This is a genomic window from Myroides marinus (assembly GCF_900109075.1).
In the GTDB taxonomy this organism is placed as follows: domain Bacteria; phylum Bacteroidota; class Bacteroidia; order Flavobacteriales; family Flavobacteriaceae; genus Flavobacterium; species Flavobacterium marinum_A.
In genome coordinates, this window is sequence record NZ_FNYS01000014.1 from 67,782 (window position 1) to 90,169 (window position 22,388).

Sequence of the window (22,388 nt, forward strand, 5' to 3'; positions counted from 1 at the left end):
AAAACCAAGACTATTCATCTTGGTTCTCTTTACTTATTTCTTTTTAAGAATAATCTGATCTTCTAATTTCTCAAGCATCTTTATATAAAAGTTTCTCACTTTAGGATAGTCATTAACCGCAATATAATGTCCTCTTGCAATTTTAATAGTACATATTAAATTATTCCCCTCCTTCTGCATCTTATAATCAAACTCTAATTCAATATCATCATCCTTTATTACCTTTGATTCTGGTAAATAGTCTACCTCATAACCTTGTGGTATTACAATAGCCACTTTGTACAGGTAAATAAGTGGATAAGTAAAACGTATAGGTAGCTTGCGCTCTACACTAGTAAAAGGATTAGTCTTATATGAAAATAAAGTAGTCGGATTGACAAACAATTCATTTCCTATAATTGTTCCCTGATCCTTCTTAGCCATACTAAACTTCAAGGTTAGTGGTTGTGCTCCATTTTGTTTTTCTAAGACAGCCAAATTTAGAATCTCTATATTATCTAAATCCTTCTCTAGTAATTTAATAATAGCCTCTTCATTCTTCCCATCTATTTCATCTCGCATCCACAGTGCTGCATAATCTCTATACTGCTGTGTTCCTCTACCGATAGCTTTTCCTTCAGTATCTAAAGACAACGTATAATTCTCATTCATTACAGAATAAAAGTCAGGGGTCATCTCTACTTCTTGAAACTTATCTTGATCTTTAATTAATAATCCCTTCCAATTTAGATTAGAAGTACGAATAATATTTAAGCTACCATACTTCTCTGTGGCATCTAAATAAGTCATTTTATCATTAATAACAGCAGCAACAATCACTCGATTATAAGAAGTCTTTTGTAATGAAATACTGATACCATTACTTACAGAACTAACTAATACAGGATACGCTTCTACCCCTACATATCTCAATAGATTAAGCAATACGAAGTTTACATCTGCATAAGTTCCTGTTTTTTGAGTCAATGCTTTCTTTACATCTTCAGCATAGTACCCTCCTCTTTCATTCCAAGAGATAAGCTCTTTAGTCTTAGCTAAAGCTTTTTCTGCTTTTGCTTTATTGTCTAAGTCTTTATACTCATTGATATCTACTAATTTACTTAGTTGTTTATCTAATCCAAACTGTCCAGAGAAAGACTGATTAGTATAAATAGACTTCACTAAATCAGCTTCACTAAGAGATATTACCTCAGGTTTTTGGTTAGGATAACGTATAATAGACAAGTCGTGTTTAACACATGAACGATAATTATCCATATTATCCACATAAGGTTCAGACTTCAAAGATTTGACATCTGTCACACTATAATAATCTGTTGTTTGTTTGAAGTCTAATGCTGCTGCATCATTAGATCGATTGGCTGTTAGATATAATTTCTTCTTATCTGTTTCTTTCTTAGTATCTACTTTAGCATCACCTATGATCCTTGATGTATAAATAAAATACTCTGGCAACTGCACTTCATAAGTAGATGCATGGATAGGTATATTGCGTTGGAAGTACCACACTGGTATATAACTGAAATAATCACTCGTAACAGTATAACTATACTCTACAATAGAACCTTCTTTGACATCAGGAACAACTACTTTCTTGCTTTTCCAATTCTCGTCAAGCTTCTCATCAAATACTCCATTAGACTTTATCTTAGTACGCTGAACTTTACCATCTACTAAATTATATGTATTTACATCGTTAATTCTAACAGATTCTGTGACATTACTACCTACATAGTATGCTACTTGAAAGTCAGCTAGTCCTAATCCATCTTTCTTATAAATTTTAAGCTTTCTACTCACTTCCTTTATCATCTTAAAACCAACGCTAGGAATATACTCAAAATACACTTTTCCTGATTCGCGTAGTACAGCAGCTTCTGCTTCAGGCTCTAGTCGATCCTGTGACTCTTGAAGCTCTTCTACAGTCACTTTTCCAAGAAAATTTTGAGCTTGTATATTGTAGATTCCAATAAAGAAGAAACTACACATCATTATTTGTAAAACTCTTTTCATATTACTTATGGGTTAACTTTCAATACTATTTTTACTTGATCATACTTTTGGATAGCTTCTCTATGTTGTTTAAATAACTCATAGTCTGCTACTGTATATAATCCTTTATTAGCAGTATGCATTCTGGTATAATAAATCTTATTATCACGCACTTCATAACTAGACTTATACTCTCCATACTTACTAGATAGTGTAACATTCTCTGGTAAATTATCTACTGTATATCCAGCTGGTAACGTTACCTCAACAGTGTCTATATCTTTCCATGAAGAATTAATATACAGAGGTTGTTTTCTATTCTTGCTATTACTCATATTAACACTACTAGCATTCCAGTTATTAATAGAAAACACTAGTCTATTACCTAGTTTTGTAGCATATTTAGTCGCATCAAAAGCAAATTTCTCATCTAGAACAATAGCTTTACTATCAATAGCAATATTTAACTCATTAAATTGCTCAATATTGAACGATGAAAACAGGCGTTTATAATATTTCTCTCTGTCTTTTGTATTTGAATAATAAAGATGCGATCTATTGTCAAATTGAGTTCCTTTAGATAATATTTCAATAGAAGCTTTTATGTCTCCATTAGCTAATAAAGTATATTTACTAGTACTTATCTGAGTACTTTCTTCTTGACTATATGTTTTGGTCTCAACAATCTCACTTCCATTTTCTTTAATAACTAATACTTTTCTATTATCTGTAAAGCCTGCTATAAATCCAAAAGGTTGTTGGTTGTTAGTACACTCTACCCATTGATATCCTCCAGTTTTTAGAGGAATAGCTAGAATCATGTGATTCCCTTGTAAACAAACAGATTCTTCCCTAATATCGATTGGAGAAGAAGAACCATAAACCACTACAGGATAACTTTGTATACCAGCTACTTTTAAAAGAGCTCTATAATAATTGCTAAGTCCCTTACAATCTCCATAGTTCAATTTACTCACATCATTTGCAAGCATCGGCTTCCATCCACCTATTCCAAGCTGAACACTAATATATCGTGTATGACTCTGCATAAACTCATATAGTACTCTCGCTTTATCTAGATCATCATCTAAACCTGCAGTAAGTTCTTTGACTTTATTTTGTGTTGTTGGATTTAATGTTTCTGTTCCTTGAAGTAAATTAGTGTAGTACCACGCTCCTAATTGCTCCCAAGTAGTGAACTCTCCCTTCACACCTTCTAAAGAAACTTTACTTAATGTCACAATTACGTTAGGTACTAGACTTCTAGCATCAGGAGTATAACTCTCGTCATCTAGTGCTGTAAAATCTTTTAAGGTATATGTAACTTTATTTCCTTCTTCTGTCTTAGTGATATCAGTAAAATCAGGGTTATAAAGAATAGTAGAACTAGGTATTCCACTGGTATTAATAATACTAAAAGAGGAAAGAAGAGTAGATTCTCCAAAATATTGTATAGGATACCATTTAGGTAAAAAAGCTGTATTACGAGATTCTACCTCGCTCTCATAAACAAAAACTACAGGATACTGAACAGGATTAAACTCAAAAGACAATAATCTAGAATCTGTAATAGTCATCCCTTGACTAAGTGAATAGTCCTTAAAATCCTTCTGTTTAAATACCTTTAATAATTTGCCTTGAGCATCGTACTGACTAACTTGGATCTGTTTAATCTTATTTCCCTTACCGTAGTATTCACTAAAGTCTAAATGACTTAATCCCTTTTCAGATAATACAGTTACTACTCTTTTTGTCTTGCTGACATATTTATCAATAGCTAAGATATTGACCTCCGTTATATCTTCATTGACTACTGTATACGCATTTTTCTTGAAGCTATCGTCGATGCGTGATACATTATAATTCTCCTGTGCAAAAACAGATACGCACAGAAAAAAATATACAAACAAATACTTGTTCATTATGGTGTTGTGTTAGATAGGTTATTTGATACAAATTACGTTAAAAAAAGCTTAAAAAAATATACTTATCAAATAAAAAACACAACTGTATAAATAAAAAAACCAAGACTATTCGTCTTGGTTCTTTCCATCTTTATATATATCTGTTCGATAATGTTCTTCTTCTCCGTCAAGTATCTGAATATAACTTTTATACCTAGACCAAGCTAGCTCATCTCTGTCTAAAGCGTTCTTTACAGCGCAGTAAGGCTCTTCTCTATGCAGACAGTTATTAAATTTACACTGGTCTTTTAAAGCAAAGAATTCTGGAAAATAATCACCTACTTCTGTAGGTTCCATATCCACAACTCCAAAACCACGTACTCCTGGAGTATCTATAATTTGTGCATCAAATGAAAGGTCAAACATTTCTGCGAAAGTCGTAGTATGTTGTCCTTGTTGATGTTGTTCTGAAATCTGAGCTGTTTTTAAGTGTAATCCAGGTTCAATTGCATTAATAAGTGTTGACTTTCCTACACCGGAATGTCCAGTGAATGTAGATACTTTACCTATCATTCTCTCCTTAATAGCATCTAATCCCTTACCTGTTACAGCTGAAACTCTAAGACATTCATAACCTATCTGAGAATAGATATACTGCATATACAACTGTTCATCTAAGGCATCTTCTGAGTAAGTATCTATCTTATTAAACACCAATACAGTCTTAATACCATACGCTTCAGCAGTTACTAAAAAACGATCAATAAAACTTGTTGTAGTTACAGGATTGTCTATTGTTACGATTAAGAATAACGTATCAATATTAGAAGCAAGAATATGTACCTGCTTAGATAAGTTTACAGATTTACGGACAATATAGTTCTTACGAGGTTTGATATCGTTGATAACCCCCGTCGTAACATCGTTTGTAGTCTCTAGTTCAAAGCGAACATGGTCACCTACGGCAATTGGATTAGTGCTTTTAATTCCTTTAATCCTAAACTTACCTTTAATACGACAGTCATAAAACACACCGTCTTCACCTTTCACTGAGTACCAACTACCTGTTGATTTGTAAACTATACCATTCATACGGCAAATATACTTCAAAAAATATGTTCCTTAAACAGGAATAAAGACAATTCTTCCTTAACCTCATCAAGTCGTAGAACACCATAGATATAAAAAAAGGGCTCTTACTAATGTAAAAGCCCTTTTTAAAATCTTGTTTAGCAACAACTATTTGTTGATAATCTTATCTTGTCTATGAATACTCTCTTGGTGAATAGCAGTATAAATAGCAGTGATAAACTCCTCCGTAAAACCGATGTGTTTACCTTCTTCTTGCATTTTCTCAAGAATTTTCAACCAACGATCTTGTTGGAATACAGCTACGTTCTTCTCTTTCTTCAACGTACCAATTGCATCAGAAATAGCCATACGTTTTCTCAACAAATCAAGTAACTTACTATCCATATCATCGATTTGGATACGGTGAGCTTGTATTTGTTGTAAGAATTCTTCAGTCTCATCAGTTACATTTCTCACTCTTAATTTAGAGATAATATCTCCTAACTGATCAGGTGTAACTTGTTGAGCTGCATCACTCCATGCATTATCAGGATCACAGTGTGTCTCAATCATTAATCCTTCATAGTTAAGGTCTAATGCTTGTTGAGACACTCCTAATATTTTATCTCTATTACCTGTGATATGTGATGGATCACAGAAAATAGGAATATTAGGTAAGTGTAATTTTAAATCAATAGGTATTTGCCACTCAGGGATATTGCGATACTTAGTTTTCTCATAAGTACTAAACCCTCTGTGAATTACTCCTAATTTAGTAATACCCGCCTCTGCTAGGCGCTCTACTCCTCCCATCCATAAAGATAAGTCCGGATTCACTGGATTCTTTAACAAAACAACTTTGTCAGTACCTCTAAGTACATCTGCAATTTCTTGAACAGCAAAAGGATTAACAGCAGTACGTGCTCCAATCCATAAGATGTCAATATCGTGCTCTAAGCACAATTGTACGTGTTCTGCGGTTGCAACTTCAGTAGCTAATAACATTCCTGTTTCAGCTTTTACTTGTTGTAACCATTTCAATCCAATGGCACCCACACCTTCGAATCCTCCTGGACGAGTACGAGGTTTCCAAATCCCAGCGCGATAGACTTTAACTTCTTTTGGCAGTGACTTAGCGATTCTCATGACTTGCTCTGGCGTTTCCGCACTACAAGGCCCTGCAATTATAGCAGGATTCTGTCCTTGGAATAAAGACAACCAATCCTTGTTAATGTTTAGTTTTTCCATTGGTTAATTATTAATTTGTATTTACATATAATTGAGTTTTTACAACAGTTATGCCACGTCTGGCCAAAACTGTCAAAAAAAGACTCTAATATAATTCTTTTAAATCAGAAAACACCCTATTTATTCGATATTTATTTGATAATTCTTTACTTTTAACCACTTAAGCATAAAATAATATAAATAATGACCTTATTAACTTTCACACTGATTATGTTCCTAGGAGCATTTGCAGCTGGCTTCGTTGGTTCACTTTCTGGACTAGGAGGCGGTATAATAATCATTCCTTTGTTATCTGTCTTTCTAGGTGTAGATATGCATTACGCTATTGGTACAGCCCTAGTAGCCGTTATAGCAACCTCTTCGGGATCTGCATCTGCTTATGTAAAAGAAGGAATAACTAATATGCGTTTAGGAATGTTCTTAGAGATAGCAACTACTGCAGGAGCTGTAATCGGAGCTATTATATCAACTAACGCTAATACTTCTGTGCTGGCAATTATCTTTGGACTAACATTAACTTTCTCTTCTATCAATTCACTTCGAAAAAAAGAAGACCATTTAGTAACACCAGAAGAGTCAAGTAAACTAGCTCACAACTTAAAGCTAGTTAGTACATACCCTACTCCACAAGGAACTACTGTAAAATATGGAATGAAAAATATCATAGGTGGTTTTAGCATGATGGGGTTAGCTGGGATGATGTCTGGATTACTTGGTATTGGTTCAGGTGCATTTAAAGTAATCGCTATGGACTCTATCATGAAAATACCATTTAAAGTATCTACTACTACGAGTAACTTTATGATGGGAGTTACAGCTATTGCCAGTTCTGTTATCTATATTCAAAAAGGATATATAGAACCCTCTATCTGTATGCCTGTTATTATAGGTGTATTAGTAGGAGCTATGGTAGGAGCTAAAGTTTTACTAAAAGCTAATCCTAAAAAACTAAAAGTATTCTTCGCTTTCTTAATCTTAGCTTTAGCGATTAATATGATTTATAACGGAGTAATGGGTAATATATAAACTATGGGAACAACTAAATTTTCAGATACAGACTTACAATCTATAATAGGAAATGTACTTCGATATGGAGTATGGACTGCTCTATCTGTAGCAGGTTTGGGAGGTATTATATTACTATTTACTAGATCTAATGAAGAAGTACACTTCACTAATTTCATCGAAAAAGATGACAATATTATTACTGTTGTACAAAATATTTTAGCAGGTGTAAGCCAAGGAAATGGGGAGTCTATCATCTTCTTAGGAATACTTCTTTTATTTTTGACACCTATCCTTAGAATATTTCTATCCCTTTTGTCGTTCTTCTTAGAGAAAGATTGGCTGTATGTATTCATTACATTGATAGTAATAGGTATTATTGTCTTCAGTGTTTCTTTCGGATTTTCACATTAAATATATACTTTTGTTACTAATATAAAATCGCAATAATGTCACTACAGGTTAAAAATATAAGCAAGTTTTACGGCGAACAAAAAGCCTTAGACAGTATAAGTTTCTCTATTCCTAAAGGCCAGATAGCAGGTTTCTTAGGACCTAATGGAGCAGGTAAATCTACACTGATGAAGATATTGACTACCTATATCCACAGCGATGAAGGACAAGCTTATGTCAATGACTTTAATGTAGAGACAGAACAGCGAAATGTACAGCGTTCTATAGGATACCTTCCAGAACACAATCCTCTTTACTTAGAAATGTATGTGAGAGAATACCTACAGTTTAACGCTGACATCTATAAAGTAGCTAAAAGTAGAATAAATGAAGTAATCAACCTTACAGGACTAACACCTGAAGCTCATAAGCGAATAGGTGAACTATCTAAAGGATATAGACAACGTGTAGGATTAGCTACTGCTCTACTTCACGATCCTGAAGTACTAATCTTAGATGAACCTACTACAGGTCTTGATCCAAACCAATTAGTCGAGATTAGAGAACTAATCAAAAACATAGGTAAAGACAAGACAGTATTTCTTTCAACTCATATTATGCAAGAAGTAGAGGCTATATGTGACCGAGTAATCATTATCAAAAAAGGACAAATAGTAGCAGATCAGATGTTATCTACTATGTTAGAAAATCAGAACGAACAGGTTATAGCTGTAGAGTTTGACTTTAAGATAGAGATACAATTTATCAACAGAATATCTAATCTTATCCGTGCTAATCACATACACGATACACAGTGGGAATTAGTATTCCCTATAGATCAAGACTATAGACCTACTGTATATGACTTCGCTCAAGAGAATGGACTAAAAACTCTATCTCTACAAGTTAAAAACAAGAATCTAGAAAGTCTCTTTAGAGAGATTACACAATAAAATCAAACACCTCATCAAGAGGTGTTTTTTATACCAAAATAAAAGAGGCTGTCAGTGATGACAGCCTCTTTTCGCTAACTAAAAACAACAAACGAATTACCTAAAAATGGTAAAGTAATTTACTTTCTTGCATCTAATTCTTCCTGAGGAATTACTAGTTGGAAACGTTTATCTTGTGCAGGAAGAGATACTCTTGTTCTGTGATTACCAGTTCGAGTTATACCTCTCAATAATCTTTTGGCATCAAACCATTCTACACCACACTCACCATATAATTCTTTTCTTCTTTCTAACAAAATCACTTCTAATAATGATGTCCCATTTACATTTGTAGCCTTTGCTTGAGTATCTCTATTTTGACGTATTGCATCTACAAGCTCTTTTGACTTTCCTTCATTTCCTAAATGGTACTCTGCCTCTGCCTCTATCAATACTAACTCAGGATATCTAATCACAGGTAAGTCTGCCTCAAAAGTAAACTTAAACTTAGCTGTCACATATTCTTGCCAGTCTCCTGTTGGTTTTTCATAGAAATTACTGAACAAATTACGCACATCTGTTTTGCTAAAGTGTTTCACAAAGTCATCATTGATAAACGTCCCATGATATGCTACCGCCACATGATCCATCATTGCATGTGGATGTGACTTATAATACACTGACTGATCAGCACTCTGAGGTAAAGCCCATAACCATTCTGTTGCACCCATAGAGTCAAAACCTTTAGTATACTCCTCTGCATTTAATACTTTTAGTACATTTCCACCATACGCCTCATTTGCATTTTTCTTAGCTAAATCCCATTTACCCATATATTGATATACTTGAGCTAAAAAGGCTTGAGCCACTTGCTTGTTGATATACGATTTATTAATTCTATTATTTCCTAATTTAGAAGAAGCCTCTTCTAAGTCAGTCACTATTCTATTAAAGAACTCTTCTTTCGTTGAGAATGGATTAGGAGAAGAAGTTGGTTTTATATAAATCGGAGGAAAAGCTATATTCTGATTAGACTGATAAGCATCTCCAAACTCTATGGCTAATTGAAAATAATAATACCCTCTCAATGCTAAAGCCTGTCCTAATAAAGCATCTTTATCCTCTTTACTAATCTTCTCACTCTCTTCTACTCCTTTAATAAAGTTGTTTACTTGATCGATGATCTTATAAGGCAATCTCCACGAAAACTTTGATCGAGTACCTGTACTTAGATATACCAAGTAATCATAATCAGCTCCAAACCATATTTGTTTTTGTATTAAGTCACCACCTTTTACACTTCTAGCAAACAGTATACTGTGTAGACCTGAGGCCTCATCGTTAATTAAAGTACTTCTCTGTAATCTCAATATCCCTGATAGAAATGAAGTAGCTCCTTCTGTACTTCCGAACACTATTTCAGGAGAGATACTGTCTTTTGGTTTTGGGTCATCTAAGAAATCAGATGAACAACTCACAGCTGTACTAACTAATAGCACTAATGCAATACCTTTTATAATTGATTTTATCACTTCTTTACTTTTTAGAAATTAATATTTAATCCAACTGATAATGTAGCTGATAATGGTACTCTATAATTAGTCACACCATTTATCGCTTGCTCTGGATCTATTCCTTTATGCGATTGGAACGTCAATAAGTTCTCACCTTGTACATACACTCTAGCCTGTTTTAATTTTAACTTACCTAAACTTTCTATTGGTAGTGTATATCCTAGAGTCAAGGCTTTTAACCTTAAATAATTATTCTTGTATAAGAAACGAGTTGACGTAGCAGCAAAGTTATTTGTTGAATTAATAATGACAGGAATATTAGTAATATCTCCAGGTTTTTGCCAACGATTAGCGATATCAGGAGAACTCTGATATCCTGTAGACATTCCGTTCATTAGACCTGCATAGTCATTATCATAAATGTATCCACCTAAGCTAAAGTTAAAGAATGCACTAAAATCAAAGTTCTTATAAGCTAACGTAGTATTAAACCCTCCTACTAACTTAGGTAAAGCTGACTTATTATAGTAGCGTGTAGCTTCGTTATAATCTTTAGTTGTTTCTTTTCCTATCACTTGACCATTGCCATCCACTACATCCTTATAACACATTCCATAACCATCATTAGGATCCACACCAGCCCATTCTCTTAAATAAAAATCATATAGTGAACGCCCTTCTTCCCATCTATTTAATCCACTGATAAAACTATCTTGCGTCAATGATGTTATCTTATTTCTATCTATAGAAAAGTTTAATGAAGTATCCCATTTCCAATCTTTTGTACGAACATTATGTGATGTCAAGCTAACTTCTAATCCATAATTTTCTATTGTACCAGCATTAGATAAGATCTCTAAGTTTCCTGTAGATGGGGCTTTTGGCACTGCAAATAACAAGTCTATAGATCGTTTTTTATAATAGTCAACAGAACCTTCTATTCTATTATTAAACAAACTAAAATCTACTCCAACGTTAAATGAAGCTGTTTTCTCCCAAGTCAATAATGGATCAGCTAAATCTCCTAATATTACACCAGGATTATCTAATTGATTATAACCTGTTTCAAACAATCTTAAATACGGAAAATACTTATCCTTTAGATTATTATTTCCTAGTTCACCATAAGATGCTCTAAGCTTTAATAAGTCAATGTATTTGCTATCCACTAAGAAATTTTCAGAAGACACAATCCAAGAACCACCAACAGAGTAGAAGTTTCCTTTTCTTACCGATTTGTCAAAGCGTGTACTTGCATCTCTTCTAAAAGATCCTTCTATAAAATATTTGTTTTTATAGTCATAGCTTAATCGTCCTAAATAACTTGTCAATCTATCTTCTACTGCATAACCACCTATACCTTCTAAAGATGTTCCACTTCCTATCTCGGTATTTCCTGGTAAAAATCCAGTTGTAGAAGTATTTAGAAAGTCCTTTTTAAAACTATATGCTTCAAAGATTCCATCTGCTGCTATATGATGTTCTCCAAATGCCTTATCATAGTGAAGCGTATTGATAAAGTTTAATGTTTCAGACGTGTCTTTTACTCTACTTACGCGACCTTTTACACTTGATGCTTGTCCATATTGTGAGTTGTTATACTCTTTTACATCATAGTCATATTTTTCATAAGATAAGTTCGTTCTAAAATAAAGCCCCTCTGCTAAATCAAGCTTAGCGAATCCGTTCCAGCTTGTATTAGCTCTTCTATTAATAGTACTATTATTAAACAGAATACCTGCTGCATTCTCCCCACTCATGATTGGGCGTACACTATTAATATCCTTGCTAGATGCATTACCATAATCATATATAGCACCTCCCTCTGCATCATATACTACCTGTCCATTTAAGTCTCTTTTATACACAGGATACACACTAGGCATAGCATATATCCAATTCATTGGACTATATAGATTGGTACCACTCTGTGTAGGAAAGTTCTGATTAGAACTTGAATAAGCTGTGTTTGCTCCTACTTGTAACCAATCTGTCACTTGACTTTCTATATTTAAACGAACAGTTGTACGTTCAAAGTTAGAGGTCTTAATCATACCATCTTGATTCAGATAGTTAGCAGATAAGAAATACGTAGTTTTATCTCCACCTCCTGCAATATTAAAGTTGTACTCATTTCTGAATGCCTGATTGCGTTGAAGCTCTTTCTTCCAATCCGTCTCCCATAACAGAGGATTTTTTACTGTCCAATTACCATTGTAATCTACAGGTTGATTTGTCCCAAAAGGATTATAGCCAAAATAACTTACCAATCCATCAGAAGCATTCTTACGTGCAGTTACCTCATCTTGTCCTAATACATATTGATAGTTATTTTTTCTACCTTCCCATAGGTACTGTGTATATCCCTTAGTGTCTAGCACTTCATGTGTTTTTACAGCGTCAAAGGCAACACCAGAACTTAATTTAATATTTACATCAGGTGCAGCATTGCGCTTTCCCATCTTTGTTTTAATAAGAATAACTCCATTAGCCCCTCTCGATCCGTATAACGCTGTTGAAGAAGCATCTTTTAACACATTAATTGCTTCTATTTGATCAGCACTTATTGCATTAAGGTTTCCTGAATATGGAGCACCATCTAAGATAATCAATGGATCTGCAGATGCATTAATCGATCCTATACCTCGTACTCTAATAGTAGGGCTTTCTCCTGGTTGAGAACTAGAGTTGATAATATTTACCCCAGAGACAGTCCCTTGTAATGCAGAGACTACAGATGTAGCGACTTGCTTATCTAGTACATCGCTTTTTACTTGACTGATAGCTCCTACTACAGCTTTCTGCTTTTGAGCTCCATACGCTACGATAACGATATCATCTAAGCTCTCTGACTCACTCTGTAGGTTGATATTTATAATGTGTTGTTTACCAACTTTGATAGATTGAGATTTAAAACCTACGTATTCAAAAGCAAGTATATCTCCTTCACTCACTTCTATTACATACTTCCCATCTAAATCTGTTTGTACTCCTTTTGTAGAGTTCTTCACGATAACTGATACTCCAGGAAGTGATGCTCCATCGACTTCGTTTACCACCCCAGTTACCTTGATTTGTTGTGCTACTGCTATATTGCATAGCAGTAATAAGCTACTTACAAGTAGCCGTAATCTAATACTTCCCATTTTATACTAAAAATTTTATTACTTTTAGCAGCGCACATTTCAATATCGTTTTTTTGCTGCTTAAAAAAACGATACAAAAAAAAAGGAGGCTCTACCAAAGCCTCCTTTTCCTGTTTTAAAAAAACACAAAAACTAATAAAGCTTTACTTCACATTTAGGTACGCACATCTCCTCCATACACATAGAGAAGTTTTTAGCAAGAACAAGCATACCAGATTGTCTTAAGAAAGGGATTACTATTTTTTGTGTTATTTTCACTTTACTTTTTTTATTTGATGTAACAGTGCAAAGATATATACATAAATATTTTTTCTATAACTAAGTATTAATTAAGGATAATTTTACTACTCAAAAGTACAACCAAAGAAAAAAACAATACTTTTGTTCTATCATTTTAATCCCTAACAGAAAAAATAACTATGCAGCATATAGATGAAGTAGATAGAAAATTACTTATTGAACTACAATTAGATGGTAAACAATCTACAAAACAGCTAGCAGAGAAAGTAAATCTATCGCTAACACCTGTACACGAACGAATAAAAAAATTAGAAGCTACAGGAGTCATTCAGGGATATTCAGCACAGCTAAACCCTGATTTATTAGGTAAAAAACTAATCGTATACTGTCAAGTAATACTAATAAGACACCAAGAAAGCCTATTTGAACAATTTGAAGAATATGTAAAAGGCTTAGACGAAGTTTTAGAAGCCTCTTATATTGCTGGAGATTTTGACTTCTTATTAAAGCTCCTAGTGAACGATGTACAGGACTATCAACAATTCGTCGTACACAAGATATCAAAACTAGAGATCATCTCTAATATCAAGAGTTCTTTCGTTATTCAGACTATTAAGAAGACCTGTAACGTACCTTTATAAAATAAATATCCCCCTATCGAAGTTATTCTTCAATAGGGGGATATTTATATTTTGTAAAACTAATAATTAGAACAGTCCATTAATCTCTGCATCTATCTTATTAATCACATTTCCTAAGTCTTCAGGATTATCTACGAAGTCAAGGTGATCTACATCGATAATTAACAATCTACCTTTGTCATATCCCTTAATCCACTCTTCGTATCTTTCATTAAGTTTATTTAAATACTCAATAGAAATAGAGTTTTCATAATCTCTTCCTCTCTTTTGGATTTGTCCTACTAAGTTAGGCACAGAACTTCTCAAATAGATTAGTAAATCAGGAGCTCCTACTAACTCTTGCATTAACTCAAATAGAGAAGAGTAGTTTTGAAAATCACGATTAGACATTAAGCCCATTGCGTGTAAGTTTGGCGCGAAGATGTGAGCATCTTCATAGATAGTACGATCCTGGATAATCGTTTTTCCACTTTGTCTAATTTGTAAAACCTGACGAAAACGGCTATTTAAAAAATACACTTGTAGATTAAAAGACCATCTATCCATCTGATGATAGAAGTCATCCAAATAAGGATTATCTACTACATCTTCATAGTGTGGTTCCCAATTATAGTGTTTGGCCAACAAATTTGTAAGCGTAGTTTTACCCGCGCCTATATTTCCAGCAATAGCTATATGCATTACGGTAATTTTATAAAGTAATTATTTAATTTCTGTCCGTCAAAAATACTCAATTTTTGATTGCTATAAAAGAAGCCTGAAATGCTTTTTTCTTTAGCATCTATAACAGAGGTTTTATTTGCTTTTAAATCAACAAAATACAATACATTTTTATTCGTATAAAGTAATTTATCTTGATCTAAAATTTGTATTAAATCATAACCAGATTCCAGTTTATATGTCAAAACCTTACTTCCAGCTAAATTATGACCATGAATAACATTATCTGTATCTATCCAAAAGAACAAATTAGGCAATGCCACATACTGTTTAACCTTAGCTCCTTCAGGAATACTAAATGTGCGGTATAACTCATAAGTAACGCTATTATATAAATTAACAGACTTATTGCGTTCATTAACCAACCAATAGTTTCTCTTAGTACTACCATAAGCATAACTAATATCCATAGAAGGAAACTTAACCCCTAACTGTACGACACTGCGTTCAGCTAACTCTTTATTAACGATAACCAATGCTTTCTTCTCTTTATAGAAAAGCATTAATTCTAGTGGATTAGTAATATCTATCGAGGTTAGAGAATCTAGCTCTTTACTTCTGTATTGTACCCCACTATACTTCGTATTCTTCTTAAAAATATCACCTTCCTTGACATAAGTATTATCAAAAATATCTTTCCCTAAGAACACTTGTTCTTTAGTAAGGTGCTCATTATTTTGAAACTTTAATCTTAGCGTATCCTGAGCATAAGTAGTAATACTCAACACTGAAAACGCTAAAAGAGATAATATTCTTTTCATAGCTACATTTTATTATTTTTTAATATATGTCAAAAAAGTAAAAGGATACTGATGTCTAGCATCTTTATCGTGAAATTCTTCTCTGACTAACTCCCACTCCTTCACATCAAAGGTAGGAAAGAATGCATCTGCCTCTACAGTAGTATGAACACGAGTCAACTCTATCTTATCTGCAAAAGGAAGTGCCAAGTGATAAATCTCTCCTCCTCCTATGATAAATGATTCCTCTTGTTCTGTTACTAAATCTAGAGCTTTTTCTAAACTATTCACTACGATACACGATGCTGGTGCATCATACTCTTCCTGTCTAGTAATAATGATATGTGTACGATTAGGCAAAGGTTTTGGAAACGACTCAAAAGTCTTTCTTCCCATAATGATAAAGTGATGAGAAGTCAAATCTTTAAAGTGCTTAAAGTCATCTGGTAGATGCCATAGCAGCTCATTATCCTTACCTAATGCATTATTCTCTGCTGCCGCAGCTATTAATGTCAACATATATTATTGTTTATCTATTTCTATTGTTGGATTAGCCGTAGTAGTAGGTGCCGTAGTAGTATCTACAGCAGGCGTAGTATGTCCTAAATCTCTCTTAGTATCTACTAGCGGATAATCCTTCTCTACTTTAGCTCTTAATTCTTTAATACGTTTTTCTTGCATTTCTACTAATCGTTTTATTTGGTGTTCTTCCCAACGTTTTCCCATAAAACGATCTACGATTAATACATTTACCGCGTGTAAGAATATGAACAGTGCCCATGCGCTAACAGCATAAGGCCACCACTTAGTATATCCCACCGCATTTTGATCTTGTACTAATCCATTAAAACAAAAAAGTAATATACTCCCCAAAACAAACACCACAAAATGGAAGAATAACATCTTCTTTTGTTTTATTTTTTGGCGTGCATAATCGTACATTTCGTATGATTCATCTCTTCTCATAAGCAACATTTTTTAGTTAAAGACCTATACAGATACTTGACCTTTTATCGCTGGGTGCGGATCATAGCCCTCTAGTGTAAAGTCTTCGTATGTAAAACTAAATATATCTTTTACCTCTTTATTCAATACCATTTTAGGCAGTGGTTTAGGTTCTCTACTCAATTGTAGTGTTACCTGCTCTATATGGTTATTATAGATGTGTACATCTCCGAATGTATGGATAAAGTCTCCTACCTCTAAGTCACATACCTGAGCTACCATCATAGTTAATAAAGCATAAGAAGCAATATTAAACGGCACTCCTAAAAACACATCTGCACTTCTCTGATATAACTGACAAGACAACTTGCCATCTGCTACATAAAACTGAAAGAACGAGTGACATGGAGGTAAAGCTGCCTTTCCATTAGCTACATTCTCTGCAAAAGAAACAGATGTATCAGGCATCACACTAGGATTCCAAGCAGAGACCATTATACGGCGGCTATCTGGATTATTCTTAAGTGTATCTATAACCTCTTTAATCTGATCTATACCTTCCCCATTCCAGTTTCTCCATTGATATCCATATACAGGTCCTAAGTCTCCATTCTCATCAGCCCACTCATCCCATATACGTACACCATTCTCACTTAGATACTTAATATTAGTATCTCCATTTAAGAACCACAACAATTCGTATATAATAGATTTTAAATGCACTTTTTTAGTAGTCACTAGAGGAAATCCCTCTGATAGATCAAAGCGCATTTGATGTCCGAATATACTCTTAGTTCCAGTCCCTGTTCTATCTCCTTTTTGAGTTCCTTTATCTAATACCTGTTGTACTAAATCTAAATATTGTTTCATTGTTGTGTGTTATATATAGCTGTTATCGTTTATTTAATTCATCTCTTAAAAGAGCTGCCTTCTCATAATCTTCATTAATTAAAGCCTCATTAAGCATTTTTTCCAATTCACCCTTCGAGTAACTAGAAAAGTCATTAGCTTTAGCCTCTTCTTCTAAGAACTGCTCTACTTGAGAAGCAATATCATTACCAGAATACGGGTTGCTATTATCTTCTTCTTCTTGAGGTTCCTCTTCTTCGGCCTCAGCATTTAAGATAATTCCTGCTCTATCCATTATATCTTTATACGTGTATATCGGTGCATAAAATCGAATAGCTAAAGCTATAGCATCAGATGTACGTGCATCTATTACCTCTTCTATCCCATCTCTCTCACATACAAGGCTAGAATAAAAAATCCCGTCTAATAATCTATTGATAATAACCTCTTTAATCACGATACTGTATCTATCTGCTAAAGACTTAAATAAGTCATGTGTCAAAGGTCTAGGCGGTCTGATATCATCTTCTATCGCTATCGCAATAGACTGTGCTTCAAAAGCTCCTATTACTATCGGCAACTTTCTGCTCCCTACTTCCTCTTCTAATATAAGTGCATAAGCCCCATTCTGTGTATGGCTATAAGAGATTCCACTTACCGTTAATTTTATCAAACTCATAATTATTTTTTATACAAAAAAAGCAACTAAAACAAAGATAATAAATCTTGTCTTAGTTGCCTTATTATTTAAAAGCTTTTAAATGCTTATGCGTTCTTAGCTTTGAACTCTTTTAATTTCTCTACTAACTGAGGTACTACTTGGAATGCGTCTCCTACGATACCATAATCAGCTACTTTAAAGAATGGAGCTTCAGCATCTGTATTAATAGCTACTTTTACTTTAGAAGAGTTAACTCCTGCGATATGTTGGATAGCTCCAGAGATACCTACAGCGATGTATAAGTTAGCAGCTACAGGCTTTCCAGTTTGTCCTACGTGCTCTTCATGAGATCTCCATCCTAGGTCAGATACAGGCTTAGAACAAGCTAATGCTCCACCTAATACCTCTGCTAAGTCTTCGATCATTTTCCAGTTCTCTGGTCCTTTTAATCCACGTCCACCTGACACTACTACATCAGCATCAGCGATCGTTACTTTACCAGATACTTTCTCTACTCCTTCTACTTTTAGACTAAAGTCAGCATCGTTTAATGATGGAGCGAAGTCTTCAGCAGCAGCAGCTCCAGTAGCCTCTACTAATCCAAAAGAGTTTTTAGCTAATGCGATAACTTTCACATCAGTAGTTAATTCTGTATGAGAGAATGCTTTAGTTGAGAATGAGTTTCTTTTCACTACGAAAGGAGAAGTGCTCTCTGGCAATGCTACCACGTTAGTAGCGAATCCAGCATTTAAAGCTACAGCTACGATAGGAGCAGCGTATAAACTATCTGTAGTAGATGATAATACCACTACTTTAGAACCTTCTTTTTGAGCAGCTTGTTTGATAACATCTGCATATGCTTTAGCGTTAAAAGTAGCTAATTTATCATTCGTTACTTTTAATACTTTATCTACTCCGTATTTTCCTAATTCGCTTACATCTGAAGCGTTTACTGTCACAGCAGTCACTGTTGTTCCTAATGACTCTGCTACTTTCTTAGCATAAGAAGCTAATTCTAATGCTACTTTCTTAAATTTTCCTTCTGCTGATTCAGCATATATTAAAACTGACATAATTCTTCTTTTATTAAAGGTTTACAAATAAGTGAAATTAGATAACTTTAGCCTCGTTGTGTAACAAGCTGATTAATTCATCAATGTTATCTGGCGAAATCATTTTACAAGCTGATTTTGCAGCTGGTTTTTCAAATTTCACATCTTTAGTAGTTACTTCTGCTCCTACTGGCTCTACTACAGCTAATGCTTTAGTTCTAGCAGACATAATTCCACGCATATTAGGAATACGTAAATCTTTCTCATCTACTAATCCTTTTTGTCCACCGATAACGATAGGTAATTTTCCTGAGATAGTCTCTTTACCTCCGTCGATTTGACGAATAGCTTTAACTGAAGTTCCCTCTATTTCTAATCCCTCACAAGAGTTGATAAAATCATATCCTAAGAATGCAGCTAGCATACCTGGTACCATTCCACCATTGTAATCTAATGATTCTTTACCAGCTAATACTAAATCAAATCCTCCGTTCTTTACTACTTCAGCTAATTGTTTAGCTACATACATACCATCAGCAGGATCAGCATTAACACGGATAGCTTCATCAGCACCGATAGCTAACGCTTTACGTAATGTAGCTTCTGTATCAGCTCCACCTACATTCACTACAGTTACTGTAGCTCCTTGTTTCTCTTTAAACCAGATAGCTCTAGTTAAAGAATACTCATCATTAGGGTTGATTACAAACTGTACTCCATTTGTATCAAACGCTGTATCTCCATTAGTGAAGTTAATTTTTGAAGTAGTATCAGGCACATGACTGATGCAAACTAATATTTTCATTTTTATATCGTTTTTTGTGTTTCACATTTACTTACCGAACGAAAATAAGAATTTATTTTTGATAATTTACTATGCGTGCATATAAAATTATCATCGTTATTTAAAAACATTCTAATTAACACCACCTTATTTATAGTGTTATCCTCTTCTAAATACATCTAATTATATTGAAATCCAAACTTTTCATACATAACTCTATTCTTTTAGCATCAACTATAACTCTTCTCAAAACAATACAAGTAGTAAAATAATTAACACATATTTGATAAACATCCCTCCTACTCATTGGTTAAATAACTACAACGGAAAATACCCTTCCCTTTCCTAAAGAAAAAAAACAACTAGTACAGCAATCACTTTCTCCTACGATACTTCTAAGATACTTTTAAGCTTCTTCTATAAAATGCCTCTTATGTAAAGCAAATACGGAGAATCCTAGAAGAACTGTAAAAGGAATTGGCACGAACACTTATAAACAGTGGCTTTAGAGCCCATTGTAATTTTATCAAATTACAAGGACAACAAAACATTAACCATTGATTATCAATCTATTAAAAACAAAAATACACGAAATGTGAATAAAAAAAGCGATATACTTTTTCTAAAAATGAGGCACCAAAAAGGCTAAAAAGAACCTTTTTTATAAAAAAACACGTTTAAACTCTCCCTTAATAACATGAAAAACATCTCAAAAAAGAAAAAACAAAAGCAATTATTTCTCCTGATCTCTTTACTTAATTAGAACTATCTCTTTCTTCTAAACTCTAATGGGTTAATTCCTACCTCACGTTTAAAGAACCTTCCCATATAAGATGGATCATCGAAGTGGAGAACTTCCGCTATCTGACTAATACTTAATTCTGTATTTACTAAATAGTGTTTGATCTCTAATATCACCTGTCTATTAATAAGTTCTTTAGGGCTGTAGTTTAAGAACTGTTGAGTAACTTGAGATAAATAATAAGGAGTAACAAACAACTCACCAGCGTAGAATGCTACATCTCTATGTGCTTTAGCATGCTTACTAATCAAATCCCAGAACTTCCAGCAGAGTTCCTCTTGACGACTATAGTGCTTCTCTATTACTAAATCATTATAATTAACATGCTCTGATAAAGTCAAGAACAAACTTTGAAACTGATTACACAGAATACGTTTAGTATATGTAATAGTATGCTTCATTAAGTGCATATTTAAAGATTGCCACATCTGATAGATCACCATATCTTCTCCTCTAAACTGCTGTTTAGGATAGTAATGTAAATAACTAAATAATTCGTTAGGCAATACATAAGCTATATCACTCGCTAAGTCACGTCTAATCAAGTAACATTGCATTGAGAAAGTATCGCTACAATCCTTAAAACTCACAATATTATCTTCTCCTACTACTATAAAACTACCTCTACTCAATGCGTACTCTTTAAAATCTATACTCACTCTTCCCTCTCCTGACTCAACAAAAAAGAAAGACAAATAAGCAAGCTGCAAGGGATAAGTACCTAATGTATCAACTGTACTCAAACCGTAATCTACCCCTATTTTTAAAGAAATCTTATCTACTAACTCCATAAAGTTACTTTTAATAATTACATATACATAACTAAAACTACTAACAAAAATAGCATATAGTTTTCAAAATTACATTTTTACCTCAAATTATTATACAGTCCACCTCAGCATCCCCTTGTACTTTTGTCTCAGAATTATTAACAGTATCTCGGGTGACTTAATCTGAAATACATAAAATGAAACAATGATGAAATTAATAACAGAAAGATTGATTTTACGCCCATGGGAAGAATCAGACACAGAGAGCTTATATCTATACGCTAAAGACGAAAACGTAGGTCCTCCTGCAGGATGGCCTGCTCATAAAAATATAGAAGAAAGTAGATCTGTAATCCTAAACGAATTCGCACATCCTGAAGTATATGCTGTAGCACTTAAAGATACTAACGAGGCCATAGGGTGTATTGGACTTTTAATCGGAGAGAACAGCAACTTCGACATATCAAAACACGAGGCAGAAGTAGCTTATTGGGTAGGTGTACCACATTGGGGAAAAGGATACATCCCTGAGGCATTACACACCTTAATCAGACACGCATTCGTAGATCTAAAGATAACCGACTTATGGTGTGGCTTTTATGAAGAAAACACAAAATCATTAAGAGCTCAATCAAAATGTGGATTTACATTCGCTTACATTAGTGTCCGATAAAACTTATTATCAATAGAATTTTCAATCATATTATATTGATAATCAGTTTTATATACTTTTAATTTCATACTAAACCTAGAAATAGGCTCTCAGAACAAAGAGAGTTGTTTTATCTTTTGAACCTCAATAATCCAATCTTGTTCAGGATTTTCTAAGAAATGTAATAGTTTAATATAGTTAAACAGATGGATCTTACAAAAACTTACCAAATTTGAGAAAGCCCAACTTCTTGTAAGCTTTTTCTTAATCACAGATATGAGTAAATTTACTATCAAAACACAGTATATCTGTATTTTAATAGCATTC

20 protein-coding genes are annotated in these 22,388 nt (G+C 33.7%); 5 read left to right on the forward strand and 15 right to left on the reverse strand.

The annotated features are described in order from the left end of the window. Positions 1 to 33 precede the first annotated feature (33 nt). From BMX53_RS13450 to BMX53_RS13465, 4 genes are all read right to left on the reverse strand, one after another. Complete coding sequence (locus BMX53_RS13450) at positions 34 to 2,013, reverse strand: DUF3857 domain-containing protein (protein ID WP_074746924.1); 1,980 nt, start codon at positions 2,011 to 2,013, stop codon at positions 34 to 36. A gap of 5 nt (positions 2,014 to 2,018) precedes the next feature. Next, entirely contained in the window at positions 2,019 to 3,914 is a 1,896-nt protein-coding gene (locus tag BMX53_RS13455) for a DUF3857 domain-containing protein (RefSeq protein WP_074746926.1), read from the reverse strand. Between the two features lie 108 nt (positions 3,915 to 4,022). Next, positions 4,023 to 4,988 carry a ribosome small subunit-dependent GTPase A gene (gene rsgA / locus BMX53_RS13460; RefSeq protein WP_038984466.1) on the reverse strand — a complete coding sequence of 322 codons (966 nt, stop codon included), beginning with the start codon at positions 4,986 to 4,988 and terminating at the stop codon, positions 4,023 to 4,025. A gap of 147 nt (positions 4,989 to 5,135) precedes the next feature. Beyond that, on the reverse strand, positions 5,136 to 6,215 hold the full coding sequence (locus tag BMX53_RS13465) for a chorismate mutase (RefSeq protein WP_038984464.1): 1,080 nt from the start codon (positions 6,213 to 6,215) through the stop codon (positions 5,136 to 5,138). A 183-nt stretch (positions 6,216 to 6,398) separates the two neighbouring features. Between BMX53_RS13465 and BMX53_RS13470 the strand changes: the two genes are divergently transcribed. The 3 genes from BMX53_RS13470 to gldA are packed head-to-tail and all read left to right on the forward strand — an operon-like array spanning position 6,399 to position 8,566. Beyond that, positions 6,399 to 7,241 carry a sulfite exporter TauE/SafE family protein gene (locus BMX53_RS13470; protein ID WP_074746928.1) on the forward strand — a complete coding sequence of 281 codons (843 nt, stop codon included), beginning with the start codon at positions 6,399 to 6,401 and terminating at the stop codon, positions 7,239 to 7,241. Positions 7,242 to 7,244: 3 nt separating this feature from the next. Further along, on the forward strand, positions 7,245 to 7,634 hold the full coding sequence (locus tag BMX53_RS13475; protein WP_063176298.1) for a DUF1634 domain-containing protein: 390 nt from the start codon (positions 7,245 to 7,247) through the stop codon (positions 7,632 to 7,634). A gap of 35 nt (positions 7,635 to 7,669) precedes the next feature. Next, on the forward strand, positions 7,670 to 8,566 hold the full coding sequence (gene gldA / locus BMX53_RS13480; RefSeq protein ID WP_074746930.1) for a gliding motility-associated ABC transporter ATP-binding subunit GldA: 897 nt from the start codon (positions 7,670 to 7,672) through the stop codon (positions 8,564 to 8,566). Positions 8,567 to 8,685: 119 nt separating this feature from the next. On the opposite strand, the gene BMX53_RS13485 is transcribed toward gldA, so the two are convergent. After that, positions 8,686 to 10,077, reverse strand: coding sequence for a RagB/SusD family nutrient uptake outer membrane protein (locus tag BMX53_RS13485; RefSeq protein ID WP_074746932.1), 1,392 nt, complete (start codon positions 10,075 to 10,077; stop codon positions 8,686 to 8,688). Positions 10,078 to 10,088: 11 nt separating this feature from the next. Beyond that, on the reverse strand, positions 10,089 to 13,205 hold the full coding sequence (locus tag BMX53_RS13490) for a SusC/RagA family TonB-linked outer membrane protein (protein WP_074746934.1): 3,117 nt from the start codon (positions 13,203 to 13,205) through the stop codon (positions 10,089 to 10,091). A 419-nt stretch (positions 13,206 to 13,624) separates the two neighbouring features. On the opposite strand from BMX53_RS13490, the gene BMX53_RS13495 reads away from it, so the two are divergent. Next, positions 13,625 to 14,086: an Lrp/AsnC family transcriptional regulator gene (locus tag BMX53_RS13495; protein ID WP_038984453.1), complete on the forward strand. Its 462-nt coding sequence runs from the start codon at positions 13,625 to 13,627 to the stop codon at positions 14,084 to 14,086. A gap of 66 nt (positions 14,087 to 14,152) precedes the next feature. On the opposite strand, the gene BMX53_RS13500 is transcribed toward BMX53_RS13495, so the two are convergent. The 9 genes from BMX53_RS13500 to BMX53_RS13540 form a co-directional block, all read right to left on the reverse strand. Then, positions 14,153 to 14,767: a deoxynucleoside kinase gene (locus tag BMX53_RS13500; protein WP_038984451.1), complete on the reverse strand. Its 615-nt coding sequence runs from the start codon at positions 14,765 to 14,767 to the stop codon at positions 14,153 to 14,155. Continuing rightward, positions 14,767 to 15,567 (reverse strand): hypothetical protein, encoded by an 801-nt coding sequence (locus tag BMX53_RS13505; protein WP_038984450.1) that lies wholly within the window; start codon positions 15,565 to 15,567, stop codon positions 14,767 to 14,769. Before BMX53_RS13505 ends, BMX53_RS13500 begins: the two co-directional genes overlap by 1 nt. Positions 15,568 to 15,579: 12 nt before the next feature. Continuing rightward, positions 15,580 to 16,065, reverse strand: coding sequence for a dihydrofolate reductase (locus tag BMX53_RS19005; RefSeq protein WP_038984448.1), 486 nt, complete (start codon positions 16,063 to 16,065; stop codon positions 15,580 to 15,582). Between the two features lie 3 nt (positions 16,066 to 16,068). Next, positions 16,069 to 16,512, reverse strand: a complete 444-nt coding sequence (locus BMX53_RS19010) for a 2TM domain-containing protein (protein ID WP_074746936.1) — start codon at positions 16,510 to 16,512, stop codon at positions 16,069 to 16,071. A gap of 24 nt (positions 16,513 to 16,536) precedes the next feature. Beyond that, positions 16,537 to 17,361: a thymidylate synthase gene (locus BMX53_RS13520; protein ID WP_074746938.1), complete on the reverse strand. Its 825-nt coding sequence runs from the start codon at positions 17,359 to 17,361 to the stop codon at positions 16,537 to 16,539. Between the two features lie 22 nt (positions 17,362 to 17,383). Continuing rightward, positions 17,384 to 18,019 (reverse strand): bifunctional nuclease family protein, encoded by a 636-nt coding sequence (locus tag BMX53_RS13525; RefSeq protein WP_038984442.1) that lies wholly within the window; start codon positions 18,017 to 18,019, stop codon positions 17,384 to 17,386. An 86-nt stretch (positions 18,020 to 18,105) separates the two neighbouring features. Then, positions 18,106 to 19,074, reverse strand: coding sequence for an electron transfer flavoprotein subunit alpha/FixB family protein (locus BMX53_RS13530; protein WP_074746940.1), 969 nt, complete (start codon positions 19,072 to 19,074; stop codon positions 18,106 to 18,108). A gap of 37 nt (positions 19,075 to 19,111) precedes the next feature. After that, positions 19,112 to 19,858: an electron transfer flavoprotein subunit beta/FixA family protein gene (locus BMX53_RS13535; RefSeq protein WP_038984439.1), complete on the reverse strand. Its 747-nt coding sequence runs from the start codon at positions 19,856 to 19,858 to the stop codon at positions 19,112 to 19,114. 744 nt (positions 19,859 to 20,602) lie between these two features. Continuing rightward, positions 20,603 to 21,430 carry an AraC family transcriptional regulator gene (locus BMX53_RS13540; protein WP_074746942.1) on the reverse strand — a complete coding sequence of 276 codons (828 nt, stop codon included), beginning with the start codon at positions 21,428 to 21,430 and terminating at the stop codon, positions 20,603 to 20,605. A gap of 184 nt (positions 21,431 to 21,614) precedes the next feature. Between BMX53_RS13540 and BMX53_RS13545 the strand changes: the two genes are divergently transcribed. Further along, positions 21,615 to 22,082, forward strand: a complete 468-nt coding sequence (locus BMX53_RS13545) for a GNAT family N-acetyltransferase (protein WP_244154513.1) — start codon at positions 21,615 to 21,617, stop codon at positions 22,080 to 22,082. Positions 22,083 to 22,388 lie beyond the last annotated feature (306 nt).

Coding starts and splice junctions, on each gene's coding strand:
- BMX53_RS13450 (WP_074746924.1), bottom strand. CDS start 2,013: ATGAAAAGAGTTTTACAAATAATGATGTGTAGTTTCTTCTTTATTGGA.
- BMX53_RS13455 (WP_074746926.1), bottom strand. CDS start 3,914: ATGAACAAGTATTTGTTTGTATATTTTTTTCTGTGCGTATCTGTTTTT.
- rsgA (WP_038984466.1), bottom strand. CDS start 4,988: ATGAATGGTATAGTTTACAAATCAACAGGTAGTTGGTACTCAGTGAAA.
- BMX53_RS13465 (WP_038984464.1), bottom strand. CDS start 6,215: ATGGAAAAACTAAACATTAACAAGGATTGGTTGTCTTTATTCCAAGGA.
- BMX53_RS13470 (WP_074746928.1), top strand. CDS start 6,399: ATGACCTTATTAACTTTCACACTGATTATGTTCCTAGGAGCATTTGCA.
- BMX53_RS13475 (WP_063176298.1), top strand. CDS start 7,245: ATGGGAACAACTAAATTTTCAGATACAGACTTACAATCTATAATAGGA.
- gldA (WP_074746930.1), top strand. CDS start 7,670: ATGTCACTACAGGTTAAAAATATAAGCAAGTTTTACGGCGAACAAAAA.
- BMX53_RS13490 (WP_074746934.1), bottom strand. CDS start 13,205: ATGGGAAGTATTAGATTACGGCTACTTGTAAGTAGCTTATTACTGCTA.
- BMX53_RS13495 (WP_038984453.1), top strand. CDS start 13,625: ATGCAGCATATAGATGAAGTAGATAGAAAATTACTTATTGAACTACAA.
- BMX53_RS13500 (WP_038984451.1), bottom strand. CDS start 14,767: ATGCATATAGCTATTGCTGGAAATATAGGCGCGGGTAAAACTACGCTT.
- BMX53_RS13505 (WP_038984450.1), bottom strand. CDS start 15,567: ATGAAAAGAATATTATCTCTTTTAGCGTTTTCAGTGTTGAGTATTACT.
- BMX53_RS19005 (WP_038984448.1), bottom strand. CDS start 16,065: ATGTTGACATTAATAGCTGCGGCAGCAGAGAATAATGCATTAGGTAAG.
- BMX53_RS19010 (WP_074746936.1), bottom strand. CDS start 16,512: ATGAGAAGAGATGAATCATACGAAATGTACGATTATGCACGCCAAAAA.
- BMX53_RS13520 (WP_074746938.1), bottom strand. CDS start 17,361: ATGAAACAATATTTAGATTTAGTACAACAGGTATTAGATAAAGGAACT.
- BMX53_RS13525 (WP_038984442.1), bottom strand. CDS start 18,019: ATGAGTTTGATAAAATTAACGGTAAGTGGAATCTCTTATAGCCATACA.
- BMX53_RS13530 (WP_074746940.1), bottom strand. CDS start 19,074: ATGTCAGTTTTAATATATGCTGAATCAGCAGAAGGAAAATTTAAGAAA.
- BMX53_RS13535 (WP_038984439.1), bottom strand. CDS start 19,858: ATGAAAATATTAGTTTGCATCAGTCATGTGCCTGATACTACTTCAAAA.
- BMX53_RS13540 (WP_074746942.1), bottom strand. CDS start 21,430: ATGGAGTTAGTAGATAAGATTTCTTTAAAAATAGGGGTAGATTACGGT.
- BMX53_RS13545 (WP_244154513.1), top strand. CDS start 21,615: ATGATGAAATTAATAACAGAAAGATTGATTTTACGCCCATGGGAAGAA.